Source organism: Streptococcus sp. SN-1 (genome assembly GCF_041154385.1).
Taxonomy (GTDB): Bacteria; Bacillota; Bacilli; order Lactobacillales; family Streptococcaceae; genus Streptococcus; species Streptococcus mitis_CT.
Genome location: NZ_AP028929.1, coordinates 702,831 through 728,535 on the forward strand (window position 1 = coordinate 702,831; position 25,705 = coordinate 728,535).

Below are 25,705 nucleotides of genomic sequence, written 5' to 3' on the forward strand. Positions count from 1 at the left end.
ATGAAAAAAATTGTCTTTACAGGTGGGGGGACGGTTGGACACGTGACCCTCAACCTTTTGTTAATGCCCAAATTCATCGAAGATGGTTGGGAAGTCCACTATATCGGAGATAAACGTGGTATCGAACACCAAGAAATCCTTAAGTCAGGTCTAGATGTCACCTTCCATTCTATTGCGACTGGGAAATTGCGTCGCTATTTCTCTTGGCAAAATATGTTGGACGTCTTCAAAGTTGGTTGGGGAATTGTCCAATCGCTCTTTATCATGTTGCGACTTCGTCCACAGGCTCTTTTTTCAAAGGGTGGCTTTGTCTCAGTACCGCCTGTTATCGCTGCGCGTGTGTCGGGAGTGCCAGTCTTTATTCACGAATCTGACCTGTCTATGGGCTTGGCCAATAAAATCGCCTATAAGTTTGCGACGAAGATGTATTCAACCTTTGAGCAATCTTCAAGTTTGTCTAAGGTCGAGCATGTGGGAGCAGTGACAAAGGTTTCAGACCAAAACACTCCGGAACCAGATGAATTGGTGGATATTCAAACCCACTTTAATCCAAAATTGCCAACTGTATTGTTTGTCGGTGGTTCTGCAGGAGCTCGTGTTTTTAACCAATTGGTGACAGACCATAAGAAAGAGCTGACAGAGCGCTACAATATTATCAATCTAACTGGAGATTCTAGCCTGAACGAGTTGAGCCAAAATCTTTTTCGTGTTGACTATGTGACCAATCTCTATCAACCTTTGATGGAATTGGCTGATATTGTTGTGACACGTGGTGGTGCCAATACGATTTTTGAGCTCTTGGCCATGGCAAAATTACATGTCATTGTGCCACTTGGTCGTGAAGCTAGTCGTGGTGACCAGATTGAAAATGCGGCTTACTTTGTAAAAAAAGGCTATGCAGAAGAGCTTCAAGAAAGCGATTTGACCTTGGATAATTTGGAAGAGAAGATTTCTCATTTACTAAGCCACAAGGAAGAATACAAAACTAATATGAAGGCTTCTAAGGAATTGAAATCTCTAGCAGATTTTTATCAATTGTTGAAAAAAGATTTATCATAAGGAAAGTAAATGTCAAAAGATAAGAAAAATGAGGGCAAAGAAATCCTCGAAGAATTGAAAGAGTTATCAGAATGGCAGAAACGAAACCAAGAATATCTAAAAAAGAAGGCTGAAGAAGAGGCGGCCCTAGCTGAGGAGAAGGAAAAGGAAAGACAAGCTCGAATGGGAGAAGAATCTGAGAAGTCAGAGGATCAGGAGAGTGAAACAGACCAGGAAGATGAAGAATCAGCTAAGGAAGAGTCTGAAGAAAAAGTAGAATCCTCAGAGGGTGACAAAGAGGAAGAAGAGATAGAAGAATCAGGGTCTAAAGAGGGCGAGGAACAGGATAAAAAGGCTACAAAAGAAAAAGCAGCCAAAGCAAAGATTCCTGGCCTCCATATCTTACGGGCCTTAACGATTTTATTTCCAAGTCTGCTTTTATTGATTGTCTCTGCCTACCTACTCAGTCCTTATGCGACTATGAAGGATATTCGTGTTGAGGGAACGGTGCAAACTACGGATGATGATATTCGACAGGCTTCAGGCATTCAGGATTCGGATTATACGATTAACCTTCTGCTAGACAAGGCAAAATATGAAGAGCGGATCAAGTCTAATTATTGGGTGGAATCAGCTCAGCTTGTTTATCAATTTCCAACTAAGTTCACTATCAAGGTCAAGGAATACGATATTGTTGCCTACTATGTTTCTGGTGAAAATCATTATCCTATTCTTTCCAGCGGTCAGCTTGAGACCAGTTCTGTGAGCTTGGTCAGTCTACCAGAAACTTATTTATCAGTTCTCTTTAATGATAGTGAACAAATCAAGGTTTTTGTCTCAGAACTTGCTCAAATTAGCCCAGAACTCAAGGCGGATATCCAAAAAGTGGAACTAGCCCCAAGCAAGGTGACTTCCGATTTAATTCGATTGACTATGAATGATTCGGACGAAGTCTTGGTTCCTCTATCTGAAATGAGTAAGAAACTGCCTTATTACAGTAAGATTAAGCCTCAATTGTCAGAACCGAGTGTGATTGACATGGAAGCTGGAATTTACAGCTACACTGTAGCGGATAAATTAATTATGGAAGCAGAAGAAAAAGCTAAAAAAGAGGCCGAAGAAGCTGAGAAAAAGCAGGAAGAAGAACGTAAACGTTTAGAAGAAGAACAGAAAAAACAAGAGGAACAGAGCAATCGAAATCAAACGACCCAGCGCTCATCGCGTCGCTAGGTTTAGCTTTTCTTCTATAGCTCTTTAGTTGCCAAGTTTTTACTTGACAAGTGCTAGTAGAAATAATAGAATAATAGAAAACCTTTAAAGCAGTCCAGAGAGGCAGCTAAGGTTAGACGGTGAAAGGGTGAAGACTACCCATTTTTCGTGGAACCTTGCTGTTGGCAGGTTCCTTTTTTCGTGGCTTCTGTTGCCCAGACTCTCTCACTAGCAAAGGTAAAAGGAGAAACCTATGCGAGAACATCGTCCAGTCATTGCTCTTGATTTTCCTAGTTTTGAGGCGGTCAAGGAATTCTTAGCTCTTTTTCCAGAGGAAGAAAGCCTTTATCTAAAGGTAGGGATGGAGCTTTATTACGCAACGGGGCCTGAGATTGTGTCTTACTTGAAAGGCCTGGGGCACAGTGTCTTTTTGGATCTCAAGTTGCATGACATTCCCAATACAGTCAAATCAGCTATGAGGGTCCTGTCTCAGCTTGGTGTGGATATGACCAATGTTCATGCTGCTGGAGGTGTAGAGATGATGAAGGCTGCGCGTGAAGGTCTTGGAAACCAAGCCAAATTGATCGCTGTAACGCAACTTACATCAACGTCAGAAGCCCAGATGCAGGAGTTCCAAAATATCCAAACTAGCCTGCAAGAGTCTGTGATTCATTATGCTAAGAAGACAGCTGAAGCTGGATTAGATGGTGTTGTCTGCTCGGCTCAGGAAGTGCAGCTCATCAAGCAGGCCACCAATCCAGATTTTATCTGTCTGACACCGGGCATTCGTCCTGCAGGTGCTGCAGTAGGAGATCAAAAACGCGTTATGACACCTGCTGATGCCTATCAAATCGGCAGTGACTATATCGTAGTGGGACGTCCCATTACCCAAGCTGAGGATCCTGTTGTAGCTTATCATGCCATCAAGGATGAATGGACACAGGACTGGAATTAAAGAATAGATTATAAAAATAAAAGGAGAATACCATGACACTTGCTAAAGATATCGCTAGCCACCTCTTGAAAATTCAAGCCGTTTATCTCAAACCAGAGGAGCCTTTCACTTGGGCATCTGGTATCAAGTCGCCGATTTACACGGATAATCGTGTGACATTAGCCTATCCAGAAACTCGTACTCTCATTGAAAATGGTTTTGTGGATGCTATTAAAGAAGCCTTTCCTGAGGTTGAAGTGATTGCAGGAACTGCGACAGCTGGGATTCCACACGGAGCTATCATTGCTGATAAGATGAACTTGCCATTTGCCTACATCCGTAGCAAACCAAAAGACCACGGTGCTGGTAACCAAATCGAAGGTCGCGTAGCTCAGGGTCAAAAAATGGTAGTGGTGGAAGATCTTATTTCAACAGGTGGTTCTGTTCTCGAGGCCGTGGCAGCAGCCAAGCGAGAAGGAGCAGATGTGCTTGGAGTTGTTGCGATTTTCAGCTACCAATTGCCAAAAGCAGATAAGAACTTCTCAGATGCAGGTGTCAAACTTGTGACGCTTTCTAACTACAGTGAATTGATTCATCTAGCCCAAGAAGAAGGTTACATCACGCCAGAGGGCCTTGATCTTCTAAAACGCTTTAAAGAAGACCAAGAAAATTGGCAAAATGCCTAAAAAATAGAAAATCAGGTAGTCACTAGGATTACCTGATTTCTTTTTGTGATTTTATTGAGTATTAGTCAACTTTTCCGCCTTCAACAACTAGGTCATCTGCTTTAGCAGCGTCACCGTAGGTTGGGTGAAGTGTTTTTTCATAGGCCTTGTGGAAGAAGTTTTCCTTGCCTAATTTTTCAATATCTTTATTGATGAAGTCTAGCAATTCTTGGTTACCTTTTTGAACTGCTGCTGCGATGGTATCTGGGTCACCGAGGGAAGTAATTCCGACTTCAAATCCTTTGTTTTCAAGTGCCCAAGCTAGGACTTCCGTATTGTCAGTAGAGAAGGCATCCCCACGTCCGTCAAGAAGGGCTTGGTAAGAGTCACTGTATTGGTCATATTTTTGGAGCTTGATTTCTGGATGATTCTTTTCAAAATAAGTCTCAGCAGTTGTTCCTTTTGTAACAATCAAGGTTTTACCTTCCAATTGTTTGACATCTGTAATGAGACCCGTCTTAGGTGATACGACACCAAGAGAAACTTTCATGTAAGGAAGGGCAAAATCAACTTGTTTCTTGCGTTCGTCAGTCACCGTAAAGTTGGCAAGAGTAATATCTACCTTGTTTGAAATCAAGTATTCAGCACGGTTAGCAGCATCGACGGAAACGTATTTAACCTTCACGCCAAGATCTTGTGCCAGTTGGTTCCCAAGCTCAATATCGTAACCTTGGTAAGAACCGTCATTGTCAACGTAACCAAAAGGTTTCTTATCTCCAAACACGGCGATTCGCAGTTCACCGCTTTTTTTGATTTCATCGATTGTGCGAGCCTTGGCAGTGGTTTTACCTGACGATGAACCAGCGTTTCTACCTGAGCTACAAGCTGTGACAAAGATAAGGGCGAAGGCAAGTGCCAAAACAGTTAAGAGTGGTTTGAATAGTTTCATAAGAATCTCCTTTATAGATATGAGCCAAATTGGCTAAAGTCAAAGACGTTTAAAAATTCCTGGGCTCGTTTGGTTTGCGGATTGGTAAAGAAGGCTTGAGCTGTTCCTTCTTCAGCAATTTTCCCTTGGTCTAGGAAGATAATCCGATTGGCAATAGCTTGAGCAAACTGCATTTCGTGGGTTACTAAAATCATGGTACGGCCTTCTTGGGCCAAGTCATTGATCAGTTCCAGCACCTCACGCACCATTTCTGGATCCAGCGAAGCAGTCACTTCATCAAAGAGGATGATTTCTGGATGCATGAGGAGGGCACGGACAATTGCAACCCGTTGCTTCTGTCCACCAGATAATTGACGCGCAAAGCTATGCTGTTTATCCAGCAAACCGACACGCTCTAGTAATTGCAAAGCTTCTTCCGTTACTTCTTTCTTGTCCCTTCCTTGAGCCTTGATAGGGCCTAGGATGAGGTTTTGTAGGACATCCAGATGGGGAAAGAGTTCATAGCTTTGAAAGACCATGCCAATCTTTTGGCGAACTAGGTGAAAATCTTTTTTATTTTCAACGATAGACTGACCATCTAGCAGAATATCTCCACCTTGAATACTTTCTAGGCCATTGAGGCAACGAAGGAGGGTACTTTTCCCACAACCAGATGGCCCAAGAATAACCACAACTTCCCCCTTTTTAATATCTAAAGAAAGTCCTTGGAGGATGGGATTGTCTCCGAAGGATTTTTTTAGTTCCTTGATTTCTAAAATAGTTTCAGACATTTAGTTCCTCCAATGTTTTTCTAAGTGAGTGGATAGTTTGGAAATAGGAAAGCAGACTGCGAAATATAAGACTAGAATGGTTCCATAAATCCAAAATGAAGCAGTTGGGATAGTCAGGCGATTGCTATCGATGATTTGTTGTCCAACCTTGGTAACTTCAACAACCCCAATCAAGACAACTAAGGAAGTGGTTTTAATCATCCGAGTGACAAGGTTAATGGCCTGCGGTAGCAGTCTTCTCAAAACCTGTGGGATGATGATGTGGTAGTAAAGTTGAACATTGGTCAAACCTAGCGCCTGTCCACTTTCAAACTGATGCTTAGGGAGGGAAGTGATAGCTCCACGTACCAAGTCCCCCATTTCAGCTGTTCCCCAGAGGGTGAAAACGATAATAGCAGAAGTCTCACCTGAGATATTGATATTAAAGTTTCGAGCTAAGCCAAAGTAGACGATGAAGAGTAGCACCAACTGGGGCATGATACGGATAAATTCCAGATACAATCGTGTTAAAAATCGTACGATTCTAGAATGGGAGGTCATGATGATTCCCATGACTGTTCCGAACATCATGGATAAGAGGACAGACAGGATGGATATCCCAATCGTAACGCTCAATGTGCTGGTACATTATCGCAGCGGATGAAGGATCAGAGATTATCTACGGTCACAATGCTAAGTCAAAAGAAGAACTCCGTCAGCAAATTGAGGACAAGAACTGGGATGATTTGTTGACAAAAGTGCCAGTTAAGGCTGGAGATTTCTTCTATGTTCCAAGTGGCACTATGCATGCTATTGGTGCGGGCATCTTGATTCTTGAAACCCAGCAGTCTAGTGACACCACCTATCGTGTCTATGACTTTGACCGCAAGGATGACAAGGGCAATTTGCGTGAACTTCACCTTGAAAAATCTATTGATGTTTTAAACATTGGTGAGCCTGCAAATAGCCGTCCTGTAACTGTTAAAGCAGATGATTTGCGTTCCACTCTCCTTGTATCCAATGATTTCTTTGCAGTTTACAAGTGGGAAATTACTGGAAAAGTTGACTTCGAAAAGACAGCTGACTACAGCTTGTTGAGTGTCTTAGCTGGTCAAGGTCAGCTTACTGTTGATGGAAAAAACTATCCAATCCAAAAAGGCAGCCACTTTATCCTACCAAGTGATGTTGAAGCTTGGACTCTGGGAGGGCAAGGTTTGGAATTGATTGTTAGCCATCCATAAAAAAGAAAGGGCCTGAGTTCACTACTCAAGTCCTTTTTGATTACATAAATTGGGCGATAAAGACCACAATGATGATGATTGGAATGACGAAACGAAGAAGGAAGAGCCAGACTTGGAAAAGTCCCTGTTTCCATGCTGTTTCATCAAGGTGTAGTTCCTCCATGGCAAGAGCTTTTTTGAAGATGTAGCCTGTAAAGAGTGAAAGGCAGAGAGCTCCAAATGGCATGAGAAGATTGGAAACCAAGAAATCCATAGCGTCAAAGAAGGTCTTCCCAAAAATGTGAACATCTGCCATGACACCGTAAGAAAGGGCTGAAGGAATTCCAAAGACAAAGGTCAAGATTCCCAAAATCACACTCCATTTGGCACGTTTGCTGTTGTCCTGATTGGTGATATTACCTACATTGATTTCCAGCATCACGACAGAAGAAGTGACTGTCGCAAAGAGGAAGAGCAAGAGGAAGAGGATGTAGAAAATGGTTCCAAAGGGCATCTTGTCAAAGAGTTGAGGCAAGACGATAAAGAGCAAGCTCGGTCCCCCTTCAGACTGGATATTGAAGGCTGACATGGCTGGGAAAATGGCTAGACCTGCCATGATGGATACTGAGATGTTCATGGCTACAATGGAAATCCCTGACTGGACCAGGTTGGTTTTCTTGTCCAAGTAGGAAGCATAGGTCAGCATGGCTGTAACCCCTAGTGAGAGGGCGAAGAAAGATTGTCCCAGAGCATAGAGGAGACCAGCGCTCGTCAATTTTGAAAAGTCTGGTTTGAGGAAGTAGAGAACCCCTACCATGGCATTTGGCAAGCTGAGAGAGCGCCCGATGATGACGACAAAGATGATAAAGAGGAGAGGCATCATGACCTTTGAAGCTTTTTCAATCCCTTTTTGAACTCCACGTGATACAATAAAGATATTCAATAGGATAAAGGCTGCTTGAGCTCCTAAGGCAATTACTGGATTTGAGATGATCGAAGTAAATAACTGAGCATAATCACCTGTTCCACCAATTTGGAACAATTTCCCAAACTCAATGCCTAGATAGACTAAAATCCATCCTCCGATAACACTGTAAAACGATAAGAGGATAAAGAGGGCAAAGGCACCAATCCAACCGATAAAGTTGTACTTACTATTCTTACCAAGTTTTCCAAAGGTTTTAATCCCAGAGACACCAGCGCTTCGGCCGAGGGCAAATTCAGCTAGCAAAAGAGGGAAACCGATTAAAATAGTGGAAACGAGAAAGACCAGTAAAAAGCCACCTCCACCGTTAGCAGCAGTCATGTAGGGGAATTTCCAAACGGCACCAAGTCCGATGGCTGAACCAGCAGACGCTAGGATAAAGCCCAGTTTAGAACCCCATTGCGATTTTTCAGACATAGTTAAACTCCTAAAATTAGTGTTACAAAAGAAAAAGCTACTGCCCTTGGCAACTAGCCTCATCAGTACTCAAAATGAGCGTTTCTTTTGATTGATAGACTTGACTATCCTATCATGTTTTCTAAGGTCTGTCAAGAAAACCATTTTCAAGTTTTCACACCTTTCTCAAAAATTTTTAAAAATTTCGCAAAAACGCTTGACTCTGACCTAAGGGGAGGGGTTATACTATCAATGTAAGGAGGAAATCATGTACCATATAAAAGAAGCTGCGCAGCTTTCGGGTGTCTCTGTCAAGACCCTGCACTACTACGACAAGATAGGACTCTTAGTCCCCGTAAAGTCGGAAAACGGCTATCGAACCTACAGTCAAAAGGATTTGGAACGCCTTCAGGTCATACTTTACTATAAATATCTAGACTTTTCTCTAGAAAAAATAGCAGAGCTGTTAAAGGAAGATAGATCAGATTTGTTGCCTCATTTGACCAGACAGTTGGACTATTTGACTCGAGAAAGGCAGCATCTGGATACCTTGATTTCCACCTTGCAAAAAACCATTCAAGAACAAAAAGGAGAAAGAGAAATGAGCATTCAAGAGAAATTCGCTGGATTTAACTACCAAGACCATCAAAAATACCACCAAGAGGCGGTAGAGAAATATGGACAAGAAGTCATGGACCAAGCGCTGGAGCGCCAGAAAGGTCACGAAGACGAAGCTACGGCTGCCTTCAATCAAGTCTTTCGAGCCTTGTCACAAAATCTTCAAGCTGGTCTACCTGTAACAGCATCCGAAAATCAAGAAGAAGCAGCCAAACTCTTGCAAGCTATTCGTACTTATGGATTTGACTGCTCTATTGAGGTATTCGGTTATATCGGTAAAGGCTACGTCTACAACCCAGAATTTAAGGAAAACATTGACAAATTTGGACCTGGAACAGCCCAGTACACATCAGATGTCATTGCCTATTATGTCCAAACTCAGACAAAATAAAATCGGAGGAGCATTCTTCCGATTTTTACTAAATTCAAGCACTATTTGCTTAATAATTTTTCTACCACATTTAGTTTTCGCATGGTCAAATCTACATTAAAAAGCTTTTCAAGATAGTTGGTATGGAGTTTCTTTTGTTTAGCAGTTCTAGGGAGATAGAGGTAAAGACAATGGTTACCGATACAAATTTCTTCTTCACCGTAATCAATTTTCAATTTTTCTAAAGGGAGACTTTGAATAGATTCTTGATAAAAAATCACATGTATACGGTCATAAAGATAGTGTTCTCCAAACGGGTTTTCTTGGACAATTTTTTTAAAATCACTTTTGTTCTTGATAACCATTTTTAAGTCGGCCCCAATTTTTTCCTTTATCAGAGTATGAACACATTCTCGTATTTCTTCTAAATCTAAATCACTTTCAAGAATGATATTCCCACTTTGAATATAGGTTCGAACGTGTTGAAAACCAGCTTCTGTTAAAATATCTACCAAATAAGACATTTTCGGGATAGCATTTTTTCCATTAGGAGTAACACCTCTTAGTAAAATAATATGTTCCAAAGGACTTCCTTTCTTATTTTGTATTTTAGTCATTCAATTATTTATATATTTGATTTGAGCCTGCCACCCAACCGGTACAGAGGGCTGAAGTGATATTAAAGCCACCCGTGTGGGCATTGATATCCATGACTTCGCCAGCAAAGTGAAGGCCAGGTACCAGCTTACTTTCAAGGGTTTTAGGGTTGATTTCCTTAAGACTGACACCACCCTTGGTAACAAAGGATTTGGCGAGAGACATTTTACCAGTCACAGGGATTTTGAGGGTCTTAATAGACTGGAGAAGTTGTTCTTGTTCCTTTTCACTCAACTGTTTGACTTTGTCAGGATAGCCTTGCACAAAAAAATCTGCCAAGCGTTCTGGAAGCAAAGTTTTTAAGGCATTTTTCAAGGATTTTTCCCGATTTTCTTCTAGAAATGTAGTCAAGTCATTTTCAGAAAGATGAGGCAAGACATCCAGTGAAAGGATTTCACCACCCTTGACAAAACTAGACATACGTAGGGCAGCAGGGCCAGACAAACCAAAGTGGGTAAAGAGCAAATCGTGAGTGATGACATGCTTACCATAGCTTAGGGTCACATCGTCCAGCGAAATACCCTGCAAGACCTTGTGTGGAAAATCTGTCAACAAAGGACTCTCAGCGGCCTCAAGTTCGGTGATGGTGTGCTTAAAATGACGGGCGATCTCGTGACCAAACCCAGTTGAACCAGTCGAAGGATAGGATTTACCACCTGTTGTGACAATGAGTTTCTCACAAGTGAAGGTTTGGTCTGCGGACTTAAGGACAAACTGGTCGTCTATCTTTTTAACCGAAACAATCTCCGTTTGAGTAGCAACTCGACCACCGAGTTCAGTGATTTTCTTTTCCAAGGCCTCGATAATGGTCCGAGACTTGTCACTAGCAGGAAAGACGCGTCCGTGGTCTTCGACCTTAAGTTTAACACCATTTTCTGTAAAAAAATTAATGATATCATGGTTATCAAATTGGGAGAAGACACTGTAGAGAAAGCGCCCATTTCCAGGGATGCCAGCTAGTAGGTCATCTAGAGTTCCGTTGTTGGTTACATTGCAACGTCCCCCACCAGTACCAGCTAATTTTTTTCCAAGTTTCCGATTTTTTTCGATGAGGAGGGTTTTCTGTCCATAAAAGCTACTGGAAATCGTAGCCATCATACCAGCAGGACCTCCACCAATGACGATAGTATCAAAATGTTTCATAGCTCTATTGTACCACAAAAAAACAAGAGATGAAGTCACCTCTTGTCAAGAATGCAATTAATCAATTTCATACCCCATCAGCAAACCACCATCTTCTGCATAAAAACTGCAGAGACCAGATGTTGGGAGAATTTTAATATCCGCCTGTGGGAAGGTTTCACGTATTCGGTCTGAAAGCTGTTGGCAACATTTCTCGTTATTACGTTGGGCCATGACAATACGGCCACCAGCATATCCAGCTTTAATGATTTCATCATAGGCAGCTTGAACTGATTTCTTTGGTCCTCGTGCTTTTTGTAGCAATTCGAGAGTTCCAGTTTCACTAGCTTCTCCGACCATACGGATATTGAGAAGGCCAACGACCGTACCGATAAGCTTGCTCAAACGGCCGTTCTTCACCAAGTTATCGACTTTAGCTAGGACAAAAAGTAACTTGGTTTTTTCTTGATAGGCGGTGATAGCTTCAACCACTTCTTCAAAAGATAAGCCCTGGTCGATCAAGTCATTCACTTTTTCTACGAGCAAGTCAACTTCCCCACCAGCAGACAAACTATCAATTATATGAATTTTAGTATCAGGATGTTCTTCCAGATAAATATTTTTTGCTAGTTGAGCACTATTGTGGCTTCCAGAAAGAGTACCAGTGATGGTTACTAGGAAAATGTTTTTGGCTCCTTCAAATGCTCGCAAATAATCATCTGGGCTTGGACAAGCTGATTTTGAAGCTTCTGCAGTTGCATACATGGTTTCCATCATTTGGTCAATGTCAAGACTGGCATCATCAACAAAGACCTGATCAGCTACTTGAATGGTTAAGGGCACACTTACAAAGGTCGTGTCAATAGCTGGTCTTGCCAGCTGACGATAATCACAACCAGAGTCAGCAATAATCTTCCAAGTCATAGAAATTCTCCATCTTTGTCAGTTATACATTGACAAAGGTTCTGTCTTTTTTTACAATTATATCATGAAAGCCCTTGAAACAAAAGCCTCATCCGTCTGTTGTGACAAGTAGAAAGAAAATGTTATGTCTGAACGTAGAATCTCTGAAAAGTCTCTTGAAAATCTCAGAAAATCAAACCAAGAATCCAATTTATTAACTAGAGAAGCCATCGAAACAGCCCTCTTGCAGCTCTTGGAAAAAAAGGACCTGACCAAGATTAGTATTTCTGAATTGGTCAAACGTGCAGGCGTTTCTCGTGCAGCCTTTTACCGTAATTATGATTCCAAAGAGGAGATTTTAGAAAGCGTCTTTAAACGAACTGTCCACAATATTATGGAACAGTTGCATCATTATGATTTAAAGACAGACCTTTATCTGGTCTGGGTTCACCTTTTCCGAGAGGCCAGAAAGGAAGCCAGAGTGATTCAATTGGCCTTGGATTACCATCTGGAAAAAATCTTTGTCCAAGCCATGCAGGAATTTTTAGAAAAATACCATGGGAAATCAAAAGGTGTCAGCTCTTATCTTCATTCCTTTTGGAGCTCGGCCATCGTTTCTGTCCTTCTAAAATGGATCAAGGATGGCATGAAGGTACCAGCTGAAAAGATTGCAGATTTAGGTTTACCATTTTTTAAAAAATAGAGAAAAAGGAGAAGAGATATGACTGAAAAAAGACTAGCATGGGATGAGTATTTTGCAGCCCAAGCCTTACTAATTGCCAATCGTTCCACTTGTAAACGTGCCAAAGTGGGCGCAATTTTGGTAAAGGATAATAAAGTTATTTCCACTGGTTATAATGGTTCGGTGTCAGGGACTGAGCATTGTATTGATCACGAATGTCTGGTCATCGAAGGTCACTGTGTTCGCACTCTTCACGCAGAGGTTAATGCCATTCTCCAAGGTGCAGAACGTGGGGTTCCCAAAGGCTTTACAGCCTATGTGACCCATTTTCCATGTCTAAACTGTACAAAACAATTGCTTCAGGTTGGTTGCAAGCGTGTGGTTTATATCAACCAGTACAGAATGGACGACTACGCCCAATACCTTTATCAAGAAAAAGGGACAGAATTGACTCATTTACCACTTGAGACAGTACAGACAGCTCTTAAAGAGGCTGATCTAATGTAAAAAATATCAAAAATAAATGGTTTAGAAAGATTTTTAAACCGTTTTTTGGTATAATAAGAAGAATAAATTGAAAGAAGGAATTCCAAAAATGGGAAAAATTGAAGTTATTAATCATCCACTGATTCAACACAAATTGTCAATCTTACGTCGTACAGATACTTCTACAAAAGCTTTCCGTGAGCTAGTAGATGAGATTGCAATGTTGATGGGATATGAAGTACTTCGTGATCTTCCACTAGAAGATGTGGAAATCGAAACACCAATCACAAAAACAGTTCAAAAACAATTGGCAGGTAAGAAATTGGCTATCGTTCCAATCTTGCGTGCAGGTATCGGGATGGTTGATGGACTTTTGAGCTTGGTTCCAGCTGCTAAAGTTGGCCACATCGGTATGTACCGTGATGAAGAAACGCTTCAACCAGTTGAGTACTTGGTGAAATTGCCTGAAGATATTGACCAACGTCAAATTTTTGTGGTAGACCCAATGTTGGCAACAGGTGGTTCAGCAATCTTGGCTGTTGATTCTCTTAAAAAACGTGGCGCATCAAATATCAAATTTGTCTGCCTTGTATCAGCACCAGAAGGTGTAAAAGCTCTTCAAGAAGCTCATCCAGATGTAGAAATCTTTACAGCAGCCTTGGATGAACGTTTGAACGAACACGGTTATATCGTTCCAGGTCTTGGAGATGCTGGGGACCGCTTGTTCGGTACAAAATAGAATTAAAAAGAGATTGACTTGGAAAAGGATTTCCAGTCACGAAAGGAGGTTGAATTTTTGTTTCTGTCTAATGAAAACAGAGCAAAAATTTGACCTTTTTTGACCAAGATATTATAATAGTCTTATCTTCAGTCATTTGACCAACAAAATTAAAACTCAAAAGGAGAAATAAATGATTCCTGTAGTTATTGAACAAACAAGCCGTGGAGAACGTTCCTACGATATTTACTCACGTCTTCTCAAAGACCGCATCATTATGCTGACAGGTCCCGTTGAAGACAATATGGCTAACTCTGTTATTGCCCAATTGCTTTTCTTAGATGCCCAAGATAGTACAAAAGATATTTACCTTTATGTCAATACACCTGGTGGTTCTGTTTCAGCTGGTTTGGCAATCGTTGATACCATGAACTTTATCAAGGCAGATGTCCAAACTATCGTTATGGGGATGGCTGCATCTATGGGGACTGTCATCGCGTCAAGTGGAGCAAAAGGTAAACGTTTCATGCTTCCAAATGCAGAGTATATGATTCACCAACCGATGGGTGGTACAGGTGGTGGTACCCAACAAACTGATATGGCGATCGCTGCAGAACACTTGCTTAAAACTCGTAACATCTTGGAAAAAATATTGGCTGAAAATTCAGGTCAGTCAATCGAAAAAGTCCATGCAGATGCAGAACGAGATAACTGGATGAGCGCCCAAGAAACACTTGAATATGGCTTTATTGATGAAATCATGGCCAACAATTCATTGAATTAATGATGAAAGAAGGCAAACTCGACTGGGTTTGCTTTTTTTGGTATAATAGTGAGAGATTTCTTAGAAAGAGGATTTATCATGTTTGAAAAAGTCAAACGATCTGGCTTGATTATCTATCTTTACTATAATCGTGATGCCAAAAAATTGCAGGATTATGGAGATATTACCTATCATTCCAAGAAACATCGTTACTTACAACTCTATGTTCCAACTCAAGAAATGGAGCAATTGGTCGGGCGCTTGGGCAAGGAAAAGTTTATAAAAAAAGTCAGGGTTTGTCATATCCAAGAGCTGGAAACACCCTTTGTGGGCAATCTTCATCGAGAGGAAAACGTTATCATCGAAAAAGTTCAAGAAAAGTGTTGACAATTTTCTGATAATTCGGTATATTCTTAACATGCTATTTAAGAAATAAGGAGACAAAAAAAGATGAAGAAAAAATTTGCCCTATCGTTTGTGGCGCTTGCAAGTGTAGCACTTCTTGCAGCCTGTGGAGAAGTGAAGTCTGGAGCGTCAAACGCTGCTGGTAACTCAGTAGATGAAAAGACAATCAAAATCGGATTTAACTTTGAAGAAACTGGTGCCGTAGCAGCCTACGGTACATCTGAACAAAAAGGTGCCCAACTTGCCGTTGATGAAATCAATGCTGCAGGTGGTATCGATGGAAAACAAATCGAAGTAGTCGATAAAGATAACAAGTCTGAAACAGCTGAGGCGGCTTCAGTAACAACTAACCTTGTAACCCAATCTAAAGTATCAGCAATCGTAGGACCTGCGACATCTGGTGCAACTGCAGCTGCGGTAGCTAACGCTACAAAAGCAGGTGTTCCATTGATTTCGCCAAGTGCGACTCAAGATGGATTGACTAAAGGTCAAGATTACCTCTTTATCGGAACTTTCCAAGATAGCTTCCAAGGAAAAATTATCTCAAACTATGTTTCTGAAAAATTGCAAGCTAAGAAAGTTGTTCTTTACACTGATAATGCTAGCGACTATGCTAAAGGTATTGCCAAAGCCTTCCGTGAAGCTTACAAAGGTGAAATCGTTGCAGATGAAACTTTCGTAGCAGGTGACACAGACTTCCAAGCAGCCCTTACAAAAATGAAAGGGAAAGATTTTGATGCTATCATCGTTCCTGGTTACTACACTGAAGCTGGTAAAATTGTAAACCAAGCGCGTGGTATGGGAATTGACAAACCAATCGTTGGTGGTGATGGATTCAACGGTGAAGAGTTTGTACAACAAGCAACTCCTGAAAAAGCATCAAACATCTACTTTATCTCAGGCTTCTCAACTACTGTAGAAGTTTCAGCTAAAGCAAAAGCTTTCCTTGATGCTTACCGTGCTAAGTACAACGAAGAGCCTTCAACATTTGCAGCCTTGGCTTATGACTCAGTTCACCTTGTAGCAAACGCAGCAAAAGGTGCTAAAAACTCTGGTGAAATCAAGGATAACCTTGCTAAAACAAAAGATTTTGAAGGTGTGACTGGTCAAACAAGCTTTGATGCAGACCACAACACAGTCAAAACTGCTTACATGATGACCATGAACAATGGTAAGGTTGAAGCAGCAGAAGTTGTAAAACCATAATAGAAAAATGTTGAAATAGGGAATGAGCCTCTGACTCACTCCCTGTTTCGATGTTTAAGAACCTATCAAAAAGTGAGGGGAAACCCTCAAAATTATAAATAGAAAGAGTGAATCTTATGCTCCAACAACTAGTAAATGGTTTGATTCTAGGTAGTGTTTATGCGCTGTTAGCCCTAGGATATACCATGGTTTACGGAATTATCAAGCTCATCAACTTCGCCCACGGTGATATTTATATGATGGGAGCCTTTATCGGTTATTTCTTGATTAATTCTTTCCAAATGAATTTCTTTGTAGCTCTTATTGTAGCTATGTTAGCGACAGCCATTCTTGGTGTCGTGATTGAGTTCCTTGCTTACCGACCTTTGCGTCACTCTACTCGTATTGCTGTTTTGATTACGGCTATTGGGGTTTCTTTCCTATTGGAGTATGGGATGGTCTATCTGGTTGGTGCCAATACCCGTGCCTTCCCTCAAGCGATTCAAACAGTTCGCTATGATTTGGGACCAATCAGCTTAACAAATGTGCAGTTAATGATCTTGGCCATTTCCTTGATTTTGATGATTTTGTTACAGGTCATTGTCCAAAAGACTAAGATGGGGAAAGCCATGCGTGCTGTATCTGTAGATAGCGATGCGGCGCAATTGATGGGGATCAATGTAAACCGTACTATCAGCTTTACCTTTGCTTTGGGTTCAGCTCTTGCTGGTGCAGCTGGTGTTCTGATTGCCCTCTATTATAACTCTCTTGAGCCTTTGATGGGGGTTACTCCAGGTCTTAAGTCTTTCGTTGCCGCAGTACTTGGTGGTATCGGGATTATTCCTGGTGCGGCTCTTGGTGGTTTTGTGATTGGTTTATTGGAAACTTTTGCGACAGCCTTTGGAATGTCAGACTTCCGTGATGCCATTGTTTATGGAATCCTGTTGTTGATCTTGATTGTCCGCCCAGCAGGTATTCTTGGTAAAAATGTGAAAGAGAAGGTGTAAACGATGAAGGAAAATTTAAAAGTTAATATTCTATGGTTACTCCTTTTATTAGCTGGCTATGGCTTGATTAGTGTACTGGTTTCAGTCGGAGTACTCAACCTATTCTATGTACAGATTTTACAACAAATTGGAATTAATATTATTTTGGCTGTTGGTCTCAACTTAATCGTTGGTTTTTCAGGACAATTTTCACTTGGGCATGCTGGTTTCATGGCGATTGGTGCCTATGCCGCTGCTATTATTGGATCTAAATCACCAACCTACGGTGCCTTCTTTGGAGCTATGCTGATAGGGGCTTTGCTTTCAGGAGCAGTTGCCTTGCTTGTCGGAATTCCAACCTTGCGCTTGAAGGGGGATTACCTTGCGGTGGCGACTCTAGGTGTTTCTGAAATTATCCGTATCTTTATCATCAATGGCGGAAGCCTTACAAATGGTGCGGCAGGTATCTTGGGAATTCCTAACTTTACAACTTGGCAAATGGTTTACTTCTTTGTCGTGATTACAACTATTGCAACCTTGAACTTCTTGCGTAGTCCAATTGGTCGTTCAACCCTTTCTGTTCGTGAGGATGAAATCGCTGCTGAGTCAGTTGGGGTTAATACGACTAAAATTAAAATCATCGCCTTTGTCTTTGGTGCCATTACTGCAAGTATTGCAGGGTCACTTCAGGCAGGATTTATCGGTTCAGTTGTACCGAAAGATTACACTTTCATCAACTCAATCAATGTTTTGATTATTGTTGTATTTGGTGGACTTGGTTCCATTACAGGTGCAATCGTTTCAGCTATTGTTCTGGGAATTTTGAATATGCTTCTCCAAGATGTTGCTAGCGTGCGTATGATTATCTACGCTTTGGCCTTGGTATTGGTAATGATTTTCAGACCAGGTGGACTCCTTGGAACATGGGAATTGAGCCTATCACGTTTCTTTAAAAAATCTAAGAAGGAGGAACAAAACTAATGGCATTACTTGAAGTAAAACAGTTAACCAAACATTTTGGCGGTCTAACAGCTGTTGGAGATGTGACTCTTGAATTGAACGAAGGGGAACTGGTTGGACTAATCGGTCCAAATGGAGCTGGGAAAACCACCCTTTTCAACCTCTTGACGGGTGTTTATGAACCAAGCGAGGGAACAGTAACCCTAGATGGTCACCTTTTGAATGGAAAGTCACCTTATAAGATTGCTTCTTTGGGACTTGGACGTACATTCCAAAATATCCGTCTCTTTAAAGATTTAACAGTTTTGGACAATGTTTTGATTGCTTTTGGCAACCATCACAAACAACATGTTTTTGCTAGTTTTTTGCGCTTACCAGCTTTTTACAAGAGTGAAAAAGAATTAAAGGCTAAAGCCTTGGAATTGCTTAAAATCTTTGATTTGGATGGTGATGCAGAGACTCTTGCTAAAAATCTTGCCTACGGACAACAACGTCGTTTGGAAATTGTTCGTGCCCTCGCTACGGAACCTAAAATTCTCTTTTTAGATGAACCAGCAGCAGGTATGAACCCACAGGAAACAGCCGAATTGACTGAGTTAATTCGTCGTATCAAAGATGAATTTAAGATTACGATCATGCTGATTGAACACGATATGAATCTGGTCATGGAAGTAACAGAACGTATCTACGTACTTGAATATGGTCGCTTGATTGCACAAGGAACTCCTGACGAAATTAAGACCAATAAACGCGTTATCGAAGCTTATCTAGGAGGTGAAGCCTAATGTCTATGTTAAAAGTTGATAATCTTTCTGTGCATTACGGCATGATCCAAGCAGTCCGTGATGTAAGCTTTGAAGTGAATGAAGGAGAAGTTGTTTCCCTTATCGGTGCCAATGGTGCTGGTAAAACAACCATTCTCCGTACCTTGTCTGGTTTGGTTAGACCGAGTTCAGGAAAGATTGAATTTTTAGGTCAAGAAATCCAAAAAATGCCAGCTCAGAAAATCGTAGCAGGTGGTCTTTCACAAGTACCAGAAGGACGCCACGTCTTCCCTGGCTTGACTGTTATGGAAAATCTAGAAATGGGAGCTTTCTTAAAGAAAAATCGTGAAGAAAATCAAGCTAATTTGAAGAAAGTTTTCTCACGCTTCCCACGTCTTGAAGAACGGAAGAACCAAGATGCAGCTACTCTTTCAGGGGGAGAACAGCAAATGCTTGCCATGGGACGCGCCCTCATGTCAACACCAAAACTTCTTCTTTTAGATGAACCATCAATGGGACTTGCCCCAATCTTTATCCAAGAGATTTTTGATATCATTCAAGACATCCAGAAACAAGGAACAACCGTCCTCTTGATTGAACAAAATGCCAATAAAGCACTCGCAATCTCTGACCGAGGCTATGTATTGGAAACAGGGAAAATCGTTCTATCAGGAACAGGAAAAGAACTCGCTTCATCAGAAGAAGTCAGAAAAGCATACCTAGGTGGCTAAAACAATCCACTGGATTGTTTTAATCGGTGGATAAGGATTACGAAGCAATCATCACTATTGTCCGGGGGACCTTTTTAGTCGGTAGATTGAGATTGCAAACAAATCTGTACCTACATTGAAAGGTTAATTTCTAATAATTGAAAAATCGAATGAAAGGTATCTTACCTTCATTCATAGAGCTCGATTTCAGAGCTCTTTTTGCTAGCTTATTCATACTTTTCTGAATTTTGAAAAAGAAATGTAAGCGTTTGATAGATTTACAAAAAGATTGTATAATAGGGATAAGAATAGAAAAGGAGAAGTCTCATGGCAGTTAAAGATTTTATGACCCGCAAGGTAGTGTATATTAGTCCAGATACAACAGTATCTCATGCAGCAGATTTGATGAGAGAGCAAGGTTTGCACCGCTTGCCTGTTATCGAAAATGATCAATTGGTTGGTTTGGTAACTGAGGGAACCATTGCGCAAGCTAGCCCCTCAAAAGCAACAAGTCTTTCTATCTATGAGATGAACTATCTTCTGAATAAGACCAAAGTAAAAGATGTCATGATTCGCGATGTTGTTACTGTGTCAGGCTATGCTAGTCTAGAAGATGCAACTTATCTGATGCTGAAAAACAAGATTGGTATTCTTCCTGTTGTTGATAACCATCAAGTATATGGGGTTATTACTGATCGTGACGTTTTCCAAGCCTTTCTTGAAATTGCTGGTTACGGTGAAGAAGGAATTCGTGTGCGCTTTGTTACAGAAGATGAAGTCGGTGTTCTCGGAAAGATTGTTTCTTTGATTGTAGAAGAAAATTTGAATATCTCCCATACAGTAAATATTCCGCGTAAGGATGGTAAGGTCATTATCGAAGTTCAAATCGATGGATCAATCGATTTACCAGCCTTGAAAGAAAAATTTGAATCAGAGAATATTCAAGTAGAAGAAATCACTCGTACTTCAGCAAAAGTCTTGTAAGAAGGGAAGCCGAAAGGCTTCTTTTTACGTGCAATAAGGGATTAGAGCAAAAGATGGAAAGAAATGATAGATTATGGTATAATAAAATGATACAAAAAAGGAGTATTTATGGACATTTCAGAAATTCGTCAGAAAATTGACGCAAATCGTGAAAAATTAGCTTCTTTCAGGGGGTCTCTTTGACCTCGAAGGTTTAGAGGAAGAGATTGCCATCTTGGAAAACAAGATGACAGAACCTGATTTTTGGAACGATAATATCGCGGCCCAAAAAACGTCGCAAGAATTAAATGAATTAAAAAACACCTACAACACCTTCCACAAAATGGAAGAGTTGCAGGATGAAGTTGAAATTTTATTAGACTTTTTAGCTGAAGATGAGTCGGTGCATGAAGAATTGGTTGAACAGTTGTCAGAACTGGATAAGATGATGACCAGTTACGAGATGACCTTGCTCTTGTCAGAACCTTATGACCATAATAATGCGATTTTGGAAATTCATCCAGGATCAGGTGGTACTGAAGCTCAGGACTGGGGTGATATGTTGCTTCGTATGTACACTCGCTATGGAAATGCTAAAGGCTTTAAAGTGGAAGTACTGGATTACCAAGCAGGAGATGAAGCTGGTATCAAGTCAGTAACCTTATCATTTGAAGGACCTAATGCCTATGGTCTTCTCAAGTCAGAAATGGGGGTACACCGTTTGGTGCGAATTTCACCATTTGACTCTGCTAAACGTCGCCATACCTCTTTCACATCTGTAGAAGTGATGCCAGAGTTGGATGATACCATTGAAGTGGAAATCCGTGAAGATGATATCAAGATGGACACCTTCCGTTCAGGTGGTGCTGGTGGACAAAACGTCAATAAGGTTTCAACAGGTGTACGTTTAACACACATTCCAACTGGGACTGTTGTCCAGTCAACGGTCGATCGTACCCAGTATGGAAATAGAGATCGTGCCATGAAGATGTTGCAGGCTAAGCTCTATCAAATGGAGCAAGAAAAGAAAGCAGCGGAAGTTGATTCCCTCAAGGGTGAGAAAAAGGAAATCACATGGGGAAGCCAAATCCGTTCATATGTTTTTACGCCATATACTATGGTAAAAGATCACCGAACTAGCTTTGAAGTTGCACAAGTAGATAAGGTTATGGATGGAGACCTAGATGGTTTTATTGATGCCTATCTCAAGTGGAGAATCAGCTAAGATAGAAAGGAACTCACATGTCAATTATTGAAATGAGAGATGTCGTCAAAAAATACGATAACGGAACGACTGCCCTACGTGGTGTTTCGGTAAGCGTTCAACCAGGGGAATTTGTTTACATCGTAGGACCTTCAGGAGCTGGGAAATCAACCTTTATTCGTTCTTTGTATCGCGAAGTAAAAATCGAAAAAGGAAGCTTATCTGTTGCTGGTTTTAATCTGGTTAAAATTAAAAAGAAAGATGTTCCTCTCCTACGTCGTAGTGTTGGGGTTGTCTTCCAAGATTATAAACTGTTACCAAAGAAAACCGTTTATGAAAATATTGCTTATGCAATGGAGGTAATTGGAGAAAGTCGCCGTAATATCAAAAAACGTGTTATGGAAGTTTTAGACTTGGTTGGATTGAAGCATAAGGTTCGTTCTTTCCCAAATGAACTTTCGGGGGGAGAACAACAGCGTATTGCGATAGCGCGTGCTATTGTAAATAATCCAAAAGTATTGATTGCGGACGAACCAACAGGAAACTTGGACCCAGATAATTCATGGGAAATTATGAATTTGTTGGAACGCATCAATCTCCAAGGTACAACTGTCTTGATGGCGACCCACAACAGTCAGATTGTAAATACCTTGCGCCACCGTGTCATTGCCATTGAAAATGGCCGTGTCGTTCGTGACGAAGCTAAAGGAGAATATGGATACGATGATTAGTAGATTTTTTCGTCATTTATTTGAATCATTAAAAAGTTTGAAACGAAATGGCTGGATGACAGTAGCAGCTGTCAGTTCGGTTATGATTACTTTGACTTTAGTTGCAATATTTGCATCTGTTATCTTTAATACGGCTAAACTCGCTACAGATATTGAAAACAATGTCCGAGTAATGGTATATATTCGTAAGGACGTAGCTGACAATAGTGAGACCATTGAAAAAGAAGGTCAAACTGTTACAAATAATGACTACCATAAGGTATACGATGCTTTGAAAGGTATGTCAACTGTTAAAAGTGTTACCTTTTCAAGTAAAGAAGAACAATATGAAAAGTTGACCGAAACAATGGGGGACAACTGGAAAATCTTTGAAGGGGATGCCAATCCTCTCTATGATGCATATATTGTTGACACCAACACGCCAAGCGATGTAAAGACAGTAGCAGAAGAGGCTAAGAAAATTGAAGGTGTATCAGAAGTTCAAGATGGTGGTGCCAATACAGAACGCTTGTTTAAGTTAGCCTCATTTATTCGTGTCTGGGGATTAGTTATCGCGGGATTATTGATTTTCATTGCGGTGTTCTTGATTTCTAATACGATTCGTATCACCATTATTTCACGAAGCCGTGAAATTCAAATCATGCGTTTAGTAGGTGCTAAGAACGGCTATATCCGTGGACCTTTCTTGCTTGAAGGAGCCTTCATTGGTTTGCTTGGAGCAACCCTTCCGTCAGTTCTGGTATTTATTGTCTATAAAATGGTTTACCAATCGGTTAATAAGTCATTGGTTGGTCAGAACCTTTCAATGATATCACCAGAAGTATTCAGTCCACTGATGATTGCCTTATTATTTGTGATTGGAATTTTTATCGGTTCAATCGGATCAGGAATTTCAATGCGCCGATTCCTGAAAATCTAAAATAAAATAGAAGTATATTTGAGGAGATTTTAATATCTCCTTTTTTGCTACAAAAATTTTAGAAAAAAGTGTACTTTTTTTTATAAAAGCCTTTACAAAAAAAATTAAAGTGGTATAATTAAATCATAAAAGGTGCAAACGTTTTCGTAAAACGTTTGCCTAAATAAAAATAAAGGAGATTTGAATGATGAAAGATACATTCAAAAATGTCTTGTCTTTCGAATTTTGGCAAAAATTCGGTAAGGCTTTGATGGTGGTTATTGCCGTTATGCCGGCTGCTGGTTTGATGATTTCAATCGGTAAGTCTATCGTGATGATTAACCCAACCTTTGCACCACTTGTAATCACTGGTGGAATTCTTGAGCAAATTGGTTGGGGGGTTATCGGTAACCTTCACATTTTGTTTGCCCTAGCCATTGGAGGTAGCTGGGCTAAAGAACGTGCTGGTGGTGCTTTCGCCGCTGGTCTTGCCTTCATCTTGATTAACCGTATCACTGGTACAATCTTTGGTGTATCAGGAGATATGTTAAAAAATCCAGATGCTATGGTAACTACTCTATTCGGTGGTTCAATCAAAGTTGCTGATTACTTTATCAGTGTTCTTGAAGCTCCAGCCTTGAACATGGGTGTATTCGTAGGGATTATCTCAGGTTTTGTAGGGGCAACTGCTTACAACAAATACTATAATTTCCGTAAACTTCCTGATGCACTTTCATTCTTCAACGGGAAACGTTTCGTACCATTTGTAGTTATTCTTCGTTCAGCAATCGCTGCAATTCTACTTGCTGCATTCTGGCCAGTAGTCCAAACAGGTATCAATAGCTTTGGTATCTGGATTGCTAACTCACAAGAAACTGCTCCAATCCTTGCACCATTCTTGTATGGTACTTTGGAACGTTTGCTCTTGCCATTTGGTCTTCACCACATGTTGACAATCCCAATGAACTACACAGCTCTTGGTGGTACTTATGAGATTTTGACAGGTGCAGCTAAAGGTACTCAAGTATTTGGTCAAGACCCACTTTGGCTTGCATGGGTAACAGACCTTGTAAACCTTAAAGGTACTGATGCTAGTCAATACCAACACTTGTTAGATACTGTTCACCCAGCTCGTTTCAAAGTTGGACAAATGATTGGTTCATTCGGTATCTTGATGGGTGTGGTTGTGGCTATCTACCGTAATGTTGATGCTGACAAGAAACATAAATACAAAGGTATGATGATTGCAACAGCTCTTGCAACATTCTTGACAGGGGTTACTGAACCAATCGAATACATGTTCATGTTTGTAGCAACACCTATGTATCTTGTTTACTCACTTGTTCAAGGTGCTGCCTTCGCTATGGCTGACGTTGTGAACCTACGTATGCACTCATTCGGTTCAATCGAGTTCTTGACTCGTACACCTATTGCAATCAGTGCTGGTATCGGTATGGATATCATTAACTTCATTTGGGTAACTGTTCTCTTTGCTGTAATCATGTACTTTATCGCAAACTTCATGATTCAAAAATTCAACTACGCAACTCCAGGGCGTAACGGAAACTACGAAACTGCTGAAGGTTCAGAAGAATCTAGCAGCGAAGTGAAAGTTGCAGCAGGTTCTCAAGCTGTAAACATTATCAACCTTCTTGGTGGACGTGCAAACATCGTTGATGTTGACGCATGTATGACTCGTCTTCGTGTAACTGTTAAAGATGCAGATAAAGTAGGAAATGCAGAGCAATGGAAAGCAGAAGGAGCTATGGGTCTTGTCATGAAAGGACAAGGGGTTCAAGCTATCTACGGTCCAAAAGCTGACGTATTGAAATCTGATATCCAAGATATCCTTGATTCAGGTGAAATCATTCCTGAAACTCTTCCAAGCCAAATGACTGAAGCACAACAAAACACTGTTCACTTCAAAGGTCTTACTGAGGAAGTTTACTCAGTAGCAGACGGTCAAGTTATTGCTTTGGAACAAGTAAAAGATCCAGTATTTGCTCAAAAAATGATGGGTGATGGATTTGCAGTAGAACCTACAAATGGAAACATTGTATCTCCAGTTTCAGGTACTGTATCAAGCATCTTCCCAACAAAACATGCTCTTGGTATTGTGACTGAAGCAGGTCTTGAAGTATTGGTTCACATTGGTTTGGACACAGTAAGTCTTGAAGGTAAACCATTTACAGTTCATGTTGCTGAAGGACAAAAAGTTGCAGCAGGTGATCTTCTTGTCACAGCTGACTTGGATGCTATCCGTGCAGCAGGACGTGAAACTTCAACAGTAGTTGTCTTCACAAATGGTGATGCAATTAAATCAGTTAAATTAGAAAAAACAGGTTCTCTTGCAGCTAAAACAGCAGTTGCTAAAGTAGAATTGTAATATACTTGAGGTTGGAAGCTGTATTCCAACCTCTTATTTTGGGAGAAAA

The 25,705-nt window shown here is 40.8% G+C and carries 27 protein-coding genes and 1 pseudogene; 21 read left to right on the forward strand and 7 right to left on the reverse strand.

What is annotated here, in order from left to right:
- The 4 genes from ACAM22_RS03035 (at position 1) to pyrE (ending at position 3,867) form a co-directional block, all read left to right on the forward strand.
- Positions 1-1,059 (forward strand): UDP-N-acetylglucosamine--N-acetylmuramyl-(pentapeptide) pyrophosphoryl-undecaprenol N-acetylglucosamine transferase, encoded by a 1,059-nt coding sequence (locus ACAM22_RS03035; RefSeq protein ID WP_261052056.1) that lies wholly within the window; start codon positions 1-3, stop codon positions 1,057-1,059.
- A 9-nt stretch (positions 1,060-1,068) separates the two neighbouring features.
- Positions 1,069-2,268 carry a cell division protein FtsQ/DivIB gene (locus ACAM22_RS03040; RefSeq protein ID WP_261052058.1) on the forward strand — a complete coding sequence of 400 codons (1,200 nt, stop codon included), beginning with the start codon at positions 1,069-1,071 and terminating at the stop codon, positions 2,266-2,268.
- Between the two features lie 232 nt (positions 2,269-2,500).
- A complete protein-coding gene (pyrF, locus tag ACAM22_RS03045; RefSeq protein ID WP_261052060.1) occupies positions 2,501-3,202 on the forward strand; it encodes an orotidine-5'-phosphate decarboxylase in 702 nt (233 codons plus the stop codon).
- Positions 3,203-3,234: 32 nt separating this feature from the next.
- Positions 3,235-3,867 carry an orotate phosphoribosyltransferase gene (gene pyrE / locus ACAM22_RS03050; RefSeq protein WP_004261667.1) on the forward strand — a complete coding sequence of 211 codons (633 nt, stop codon included), beginning with the start codon at positions 3,235-3,237 and terminating at the stop codon, positions 3,865-3,867.
- A gap of 61 nt (positions 3,868-3,928) precedes the next feature.
- On the opposite strand, the gene ACAM22_RS03055 is transcribed toward pyrE, so the two are convergent.
- Genes ACAM22_RS03055 through ACAM22_RS03065 form a run of 3 tightly spaced genes read right to left on the reverse strand, consistent with a single transcriptional unit; the run spans position 3,929 to position 6,180 of the window.
- The gene (locus ACAM22_RS03055) at positions 3,929-4,795 is read right to left on the reverse strand and encodes a cysteine ABC transporter substrate-binding protein (protein ID WP_261052062.1); all 867 of its coding nucleotides are present in this window, start codon (positions 4,793-4,795) and stop codon (positions 3,929-3,931) included.
- Between the two features lie 11 nt (positions 4,796-4,806).
- Complete coding sequence (locus ACAM22_RS03060) at positions 4,807-5,565, reverse strand: amino acid ABC transporter ATP-binding protein (protein WP_261052064.1); 759 nt, start codon at positions 5,563-5,565, stop codon at positions 4,807-4,809.
- Positions 5,566-6,180 (reverse strand): amino acid ABC transporter permease, encoded by a 615-nt coding sequence (locus ACAM22_RS03065; RefSeq protein ID WP_369606940.1) that lies wholly within the window; start codon positions 6,178-6,180, stop codon positions 5,566-5,568.
- On the opposite strand from ACAM22_RS03065, the pseudogene manA reads away from it, so the two are divergent.
- A pseudogene (gene manA, locus ACAM22_RS03070) lies at positions 6,174-6,785 on the forward strand (mannose-6-phosphate isomerase, class I); the annotation flags it as partial. The gene ACAM22_RS03065 and the pseudogene manA overlap by 7 nt on opposite strands.
- Before the next feature lie 40 nt (positions 6,786-6,825).
- Here manA and ACAM22_RS03075 read toward each other — a convergent pair.
- Positions 6,826-8,166 (reverse strand): sodium-dependent transporter, encoded by a 1,341-nt coding sequence (locus tag ACAM22_RS03075; RefSeq protein WP_369606941.1) that lies wholly within the window; start codon positions 8,164-8,166, stop codon positions 6,826-6,828.
- Between the two features lie 247 nt (positions 8,167-8,413).
- Here ACAM22_RS03075 and ACAM22_RS03080 point away from each other — a divergent pair, with 247 nt between their 5' ends.
- A complete protein-coding gene (locus ACAM22_RS03080; RefSeq protein ID WP_369606942.1) occupies positions 8,414-9,154 on the forward strand; it encodes a MerR family transcriptional regulator in 741 nt (246 codons plus the stop codon).
- Between the two features lie 41 nt (positions 9,155-9,195).
- Here ACAM22_RS03080 and ACAM22_RS03085 read toward each other — a convergent pair whose 3' ends face one another.
- The 3 genes from ACAM22_RS03085 to ACAM22_RS03095 are packed head-to-tail and all read right to left on the reverse strand — an operon-like array spanning position 9,196 to position 11,836.
- Positions 9,196-9,717 carry a DUF1697 domain-containing protein gene (locus tag ACAM22_RS03085; RefSeq protein ID WP_000400044.1) on the reverse strand — a complete coding sequence of 174 codons (522 nt, stop codon included), beginning with the start codon at positions 9,715-9,717 and terminating at the stop codon, positions 9,196-9,198.
- Positions 9,718-9,754: 37 nt separating this feature from the next.
- Complete coding sequence (locus ACAM22_RS03090; RefSeq protein ID WP_064276978.1) at positions 9,755-10,933, reverse strand: NAD(P)/FAD-dependent oxidoreductase; 1,179 nt, start codon at positions 10,931-10,933, stop codon at positions 9,755-9,757.
- Positions 10,934-10,990: 57 nt separating this feature from the next.
- On the reverse strand, positions 10,991-11,836 hold the full coding sequence (locus tag ACAM22_RS03095) for a DegV family protein (RefSeq protein ID WP_024057020.1): 846 nt from the start codon (positions 11,834-11,836) through the stop codon (positions 10,991-10,993).
- Positions 11,837-11,960: 124 nt separating this feature from the next.
- On the opposite strand from ACAM22_RS03095, the gene ACAM22_RS03100 reads away from it, so the two are divergent.
- The 15 genes from ACAM22_RS03100 (at position 11,961) to ACAM22_RS03170 (ending at position 25,656) form a co-directional block, all read left to right on the forward strand.
- A complete protein-coding gene (locus tag ACAM22_RS03100; protein WP_000004135.1) occupies positions 11,961-12,518 on the forward strand; it encodes a TetR/AcrR family transcriptional regulator in 558 nt (185 codons plus the stop codon).
- 18 nt (positions 12,519-12,536) lie between these two features.
- Positions 12,537-13,004, forward strand: coding sequence for a cytidine/deoxycytidylate deaminase family protein (locus ACAM22_RS03105; protein ID WP_000136976.1), 468 nt, complete (start codon positions 12,537-12,539; stop codon positions 13,002-13,004).
- Between the two features lie 88 nt (positions 13,005-13,092).
- Positions 13,093-13,722, forward strand: a complete 630-nt coding sequence (gene upp, locus ACAM22_RS03110; protein ID WP_000515974.1) for a uracil phosphoribosyltransferase — start codon at positions 13,093-13,095, stop codon at positions 13,720-13,722.
- 172 nt (positions 13,723-13,894) lie between these two features.
- Positions 13,895-14,485 carry an ATP-dependent Clp protease proteolytic subunit ClpP gene (gene clpP, locus ACAM22_RS03115; protein WP_000613471.1) on the forward strand — a complete coding sequence of 197 codons (591 nt, stop codon included), beginning with the start codon at positions 13,895-13,897 and terminating at the stop codon, positions 14,483-14,485.
- A 78-nt stretch (positions 14,486-14,563) separates the two neighbouring features.
- Positions 14,564-14,851, forward strand: coding sequence for a YlbG family protein (locus tag ACAM22_RS03120; protein ID WP_084926910.1), 288 nt, complete (start codon positions 14,564-14,566; stop codon positions 14,849-14,851).
- Positions 14,852-14,914: 63 nt separating this feature from the next.
- The gene (locus ACAM22_RS03125) at positions 14,915-16,075 is read left to right on the forward strand and encodes an ABC transporter substrate-binding protein (protein WP_000726117.1); all 1,161 of its coding nucleotides are present in this window, start codon (positions 14,915-14,917) and stop codon (positions 16,073-16,075) included.
- Between the two features lie 116 nt (positions 16,076-16,191).
- Positions 16,192-17,061, forward strand: a complete 870-nt coding sequence (locus ACAM22_RS03130; protein ID WP_000941421.1) for a branched-chain amino acid ABC transporter permease — start codon at positions 16,192-16,194, stop codon at positions 17,059-17,061.
- A 3-nt stretch (positions 17,062-17,064) separates the two neighbouring features.
- Positions 17,065-18,021, forward strand: coding sequence for a branched-chain amino acid ABC transporter permease (locus ACAM22_RS03135; protein WP_000662286.1), 957 nt, complete (start codon positions 17,065-17,067; stop codon positions 18,019-18,021).
- Entirely contained in the window at positions 18,021-18,785 is a 765-nt protein-coding gene (locus ACAM22_RS03140) for an ABC transporter ATP-binding protein (protein WP_001185997.1), read from the forward strand. Before ACAM22_RS03135 ends, ACAM22_RS03140 begins: the two co-directional genes overlap by 1 nt.
- A complete protein-coding gene (locus tag ACAM22_RS03145) occupies positions 18,785-19,495 on the forward strand; it encodes an ABC transporter ATP-binding protein (RefSeq protein ID WP_000062200.1) in 711 nt (236 codons plus the stop codon). The genes ACAM22_RS03140 and ACAM22_RS03145 overlap by 1 nt, the downstream gene beginning before the upstream one ends.
- Positions 19,496-19,801: 306 nt before the next feature.
- Complete coding sequence (locus ACAM22_RS03150; RefSeq protein WP_000268666.1) at positions 19,802-20,458, forward strand: CBS domain-containing protein; 657 nt, start codon at positions 19,802-19,804, stop codon at positions 20,456-20,458.
- Positions 20,459-20,566: 108 nt separating this feature from the next.
- Positions 20,567-21,662, forward strand: a protein-coding gene (gene prfB / locus ACAM22_RS03155; RefSeq protein ID WP_100198837.1) for a peptide chain release factor 2 whose coding sequence is annotated in 2 segments (ribosomal slippage) — positions 20,567-20,638 and positions 20,640-21,662 — 1,095 coding nt in all. Because the reading frame shifts where the segments join, the coding sequence is not laid out codon by codon here.
- A 17-nt stretch (positions 21,663-21,679) separates the two neighbouring features.
- Positions 21,680-22,372, forward strand: a complete 693-nt coding sequence (gene ftsE / locus ACAM22_RS03160; RefSeq protein WP_000022269.1) for a cell division ATP-binding protein FtsE — start codon at positions 21,680-21,682, stop codon at positions 22,370-22,372.
- Positions 22,365-23,291: a permease-like cell division protein FtsX gene (gene ftsX, locus ACAM22_RS03165; protein WP_000625545.1), complete on the forward strand. Its 927-nt coding sequence runs from the start codon at positions 22,365-22,367 to the stop codon at positions 23,289-23,291. Before ftsE ends, ftsX begins: the two co-directional genes overlap by 8 nt.
- Positions 23,292-23,475: 184 nt before the next feature.
- The gene (locus ACAM22_RS03170) at positions 23,476-25,656 is read left to right on the forward strand and encodes a PTS transporter subunit IIBC (protein ID WP_369606943.1); all 2,181 of its coding nucleotides are present in this window, start codon (positions 23,476-23,478) and stop codon (positions 25,654-25,656) included.
- Positions 25,657-25,705: the final 49 nt, after the last annotated feature.

Excerpts from the sequence above, each read along its gene's own strand:
- ACAM22_RS03060 (WP_261052064.1), bottom strand. The coding sequence starts at position 5,565 with ATGTCTGAAACTATTTTAGAAATCAAGGAACTAAAAAAATCCTTCGGA.
- ACAM22_RS03105 (WP_000136976.1), top strand. The coding sequence starts at position 12,537 with ATGACTGAAAAAAGACTAGCATGGGATGAGTATTTTGCAGCCCAAGCC.
- ACAM22_RS03075 (WP_369606941.1), bottom strand. The coding sequence starts at position 8,166 with ATGTCTGAAAAATCGCAATGGGGTTCTAAACTGGGCTTTATCCTAGCG.
- ACAM22_RS03170 (WP_369606943.1), top strand. The coding sequence starts at position 23,476 with ATGATGAAAGATACATTCAAAAATGTCTTGTCTTTCGAATTTTGGCAA.
- ACAM22_RS03080 (WP_369606942.1), top strand. The coding sequence starts at position 8,414 with ATGTACCATATAAAAGAAGCTGCGCAGCTTTCGGGTGTCTCTGTCAAG.
- ACAM22_RS03100 (WP_000004135.1), top strand. The coding sequence starts at position 11,961 with ATGTCTGAACGTAGAATCTCTGAAAAGTCTCTTGAAAATCTCAGAAAA.
- ACAM22_RS03125 (WP_000726117.1), top strand. The coding sequence starts at position 14,915 with ATGAAGAAAAAATTTGCCCTATCGTTTGTGGCGCTTGCAAGTGTAGCA.
- ACAM22_RS03090 (WP_064276978.1), bottom strand. The coding sequence starts at position 10,933 with ATGAAACATTTTGATACTATCGTCATTGGTGGAGGTCCTGCTGGTATG.
- ACAM22_RS03035 (WP_261052056.1), top strand. The coding sequence starts at position 1 with ATGAAAAAAATTGTCTTTACAGGTGGGGGGACGGTTGGACACGTGACC.
- ACAM22_RS03095 (WP_024057020.1), bottom strand. The coding sequence starts at position 11,836 with ATGACTTGGAAGATTATTGCTGACTCTGGTTGTGATTATCGTCAGCTG.
- ACAM22_RS03145 (WP_000062200.1), top strand. The coding sequence starts at position 18,785 with ATGTCTATGTTAAAAGTTGATAATCTTTCTGTGCATTACGGCATGATC.
- ACAM22_RS03140 (WP_001185997.1), top strand. The coding sequence starts at position 18,021 with ATGGCATTACTTGAAGTAAAACAGTTAACCAAACATTTTGGCGGTCTA.
- ACAM22_RS03040 (WP_261052058.1), top strand. The coding sequence starts at position 1,069 with ATGTCAAAAGATAAGAAAAATGAGGGCAAAGAAATCCTCGAAGAATTG.
- ACAM22_RS03150 (WP_000268666.1), top strand. The coding sequence starts at position 19,802 with ATGGCAGTTAAAGATTTTATGACCCGCAAGGTAGTGTATATTAGTCCA.
- ACAM22_RS03135 (WP_000662286.1), top strand. The coding sequence starts at position 17,065 with ATGAAGGAAAATTTAAAAGTTAATATTCTATGGTTACTCCTTTTATTA.
- pyrF (WP_261052060.1), top strand. The coding sequence starts at position 2,501 with ATGCGAGAACATCGTCCAGTCATTGCTCTTGATTTTCCTAGTTTTGAG.
- ACAM22_RS03130 (WP_000941421.1), top strand. The coding sequence starts at position 16,192 with ATGCTCCAACAACTAGTAAATGGTTTGATTCTAGGTAGTGTTTATGCG.
- pyrE (WP_004261667.1), top strand. The coding sequence starts at position 3,235 with ATGACACTTGCTAAAGATATCGCTAGCCACCTCTTGAAAATTCAAGCC.
- ftsX (WP_000625545.1), top strand. The coding sequence starts at position 22,365 with ATGATTAGTAGATTTTTTCGTCATTTATTTGAATCATTAAAAAGTTTG.
- ACAM22_RS03055 (WP_261052062.1), bottom strand. The coding sequence starts at position 4,795 with ATGAAACTATTCAAACCACTCTTAACTGTTTTGGCACTTGCCTTCGCC.
- ftsE (WP_000022269.1), top strand. The coding sequence starts at position 21,680 with ATGTCAATTATTGAAATGAGAGATGTCGTCAAAAAATACGATAACGGA.
- clpP (WP_000613471.1), top strand. The coding sequence starts at position 13,895 with ATGATTCCTGTAGTTATTGAACAAACAAGCCGTGGAGAACGTTCCTAC.
- upp (WP_000515974.1), top strand. The coding sequence starts at position 13,093 with ATGGGAAAAATTGAAGTTATTAATCATCCACTGATTCAACACAAATTG.
- ACAM22_RS03120 (WP_084926910.1), top strand. The coding sequence starts at position 14,564 with ATGTTTGAAAAAGTCAAACGATCTGGCTTGATTATCTATCTTTACTAT.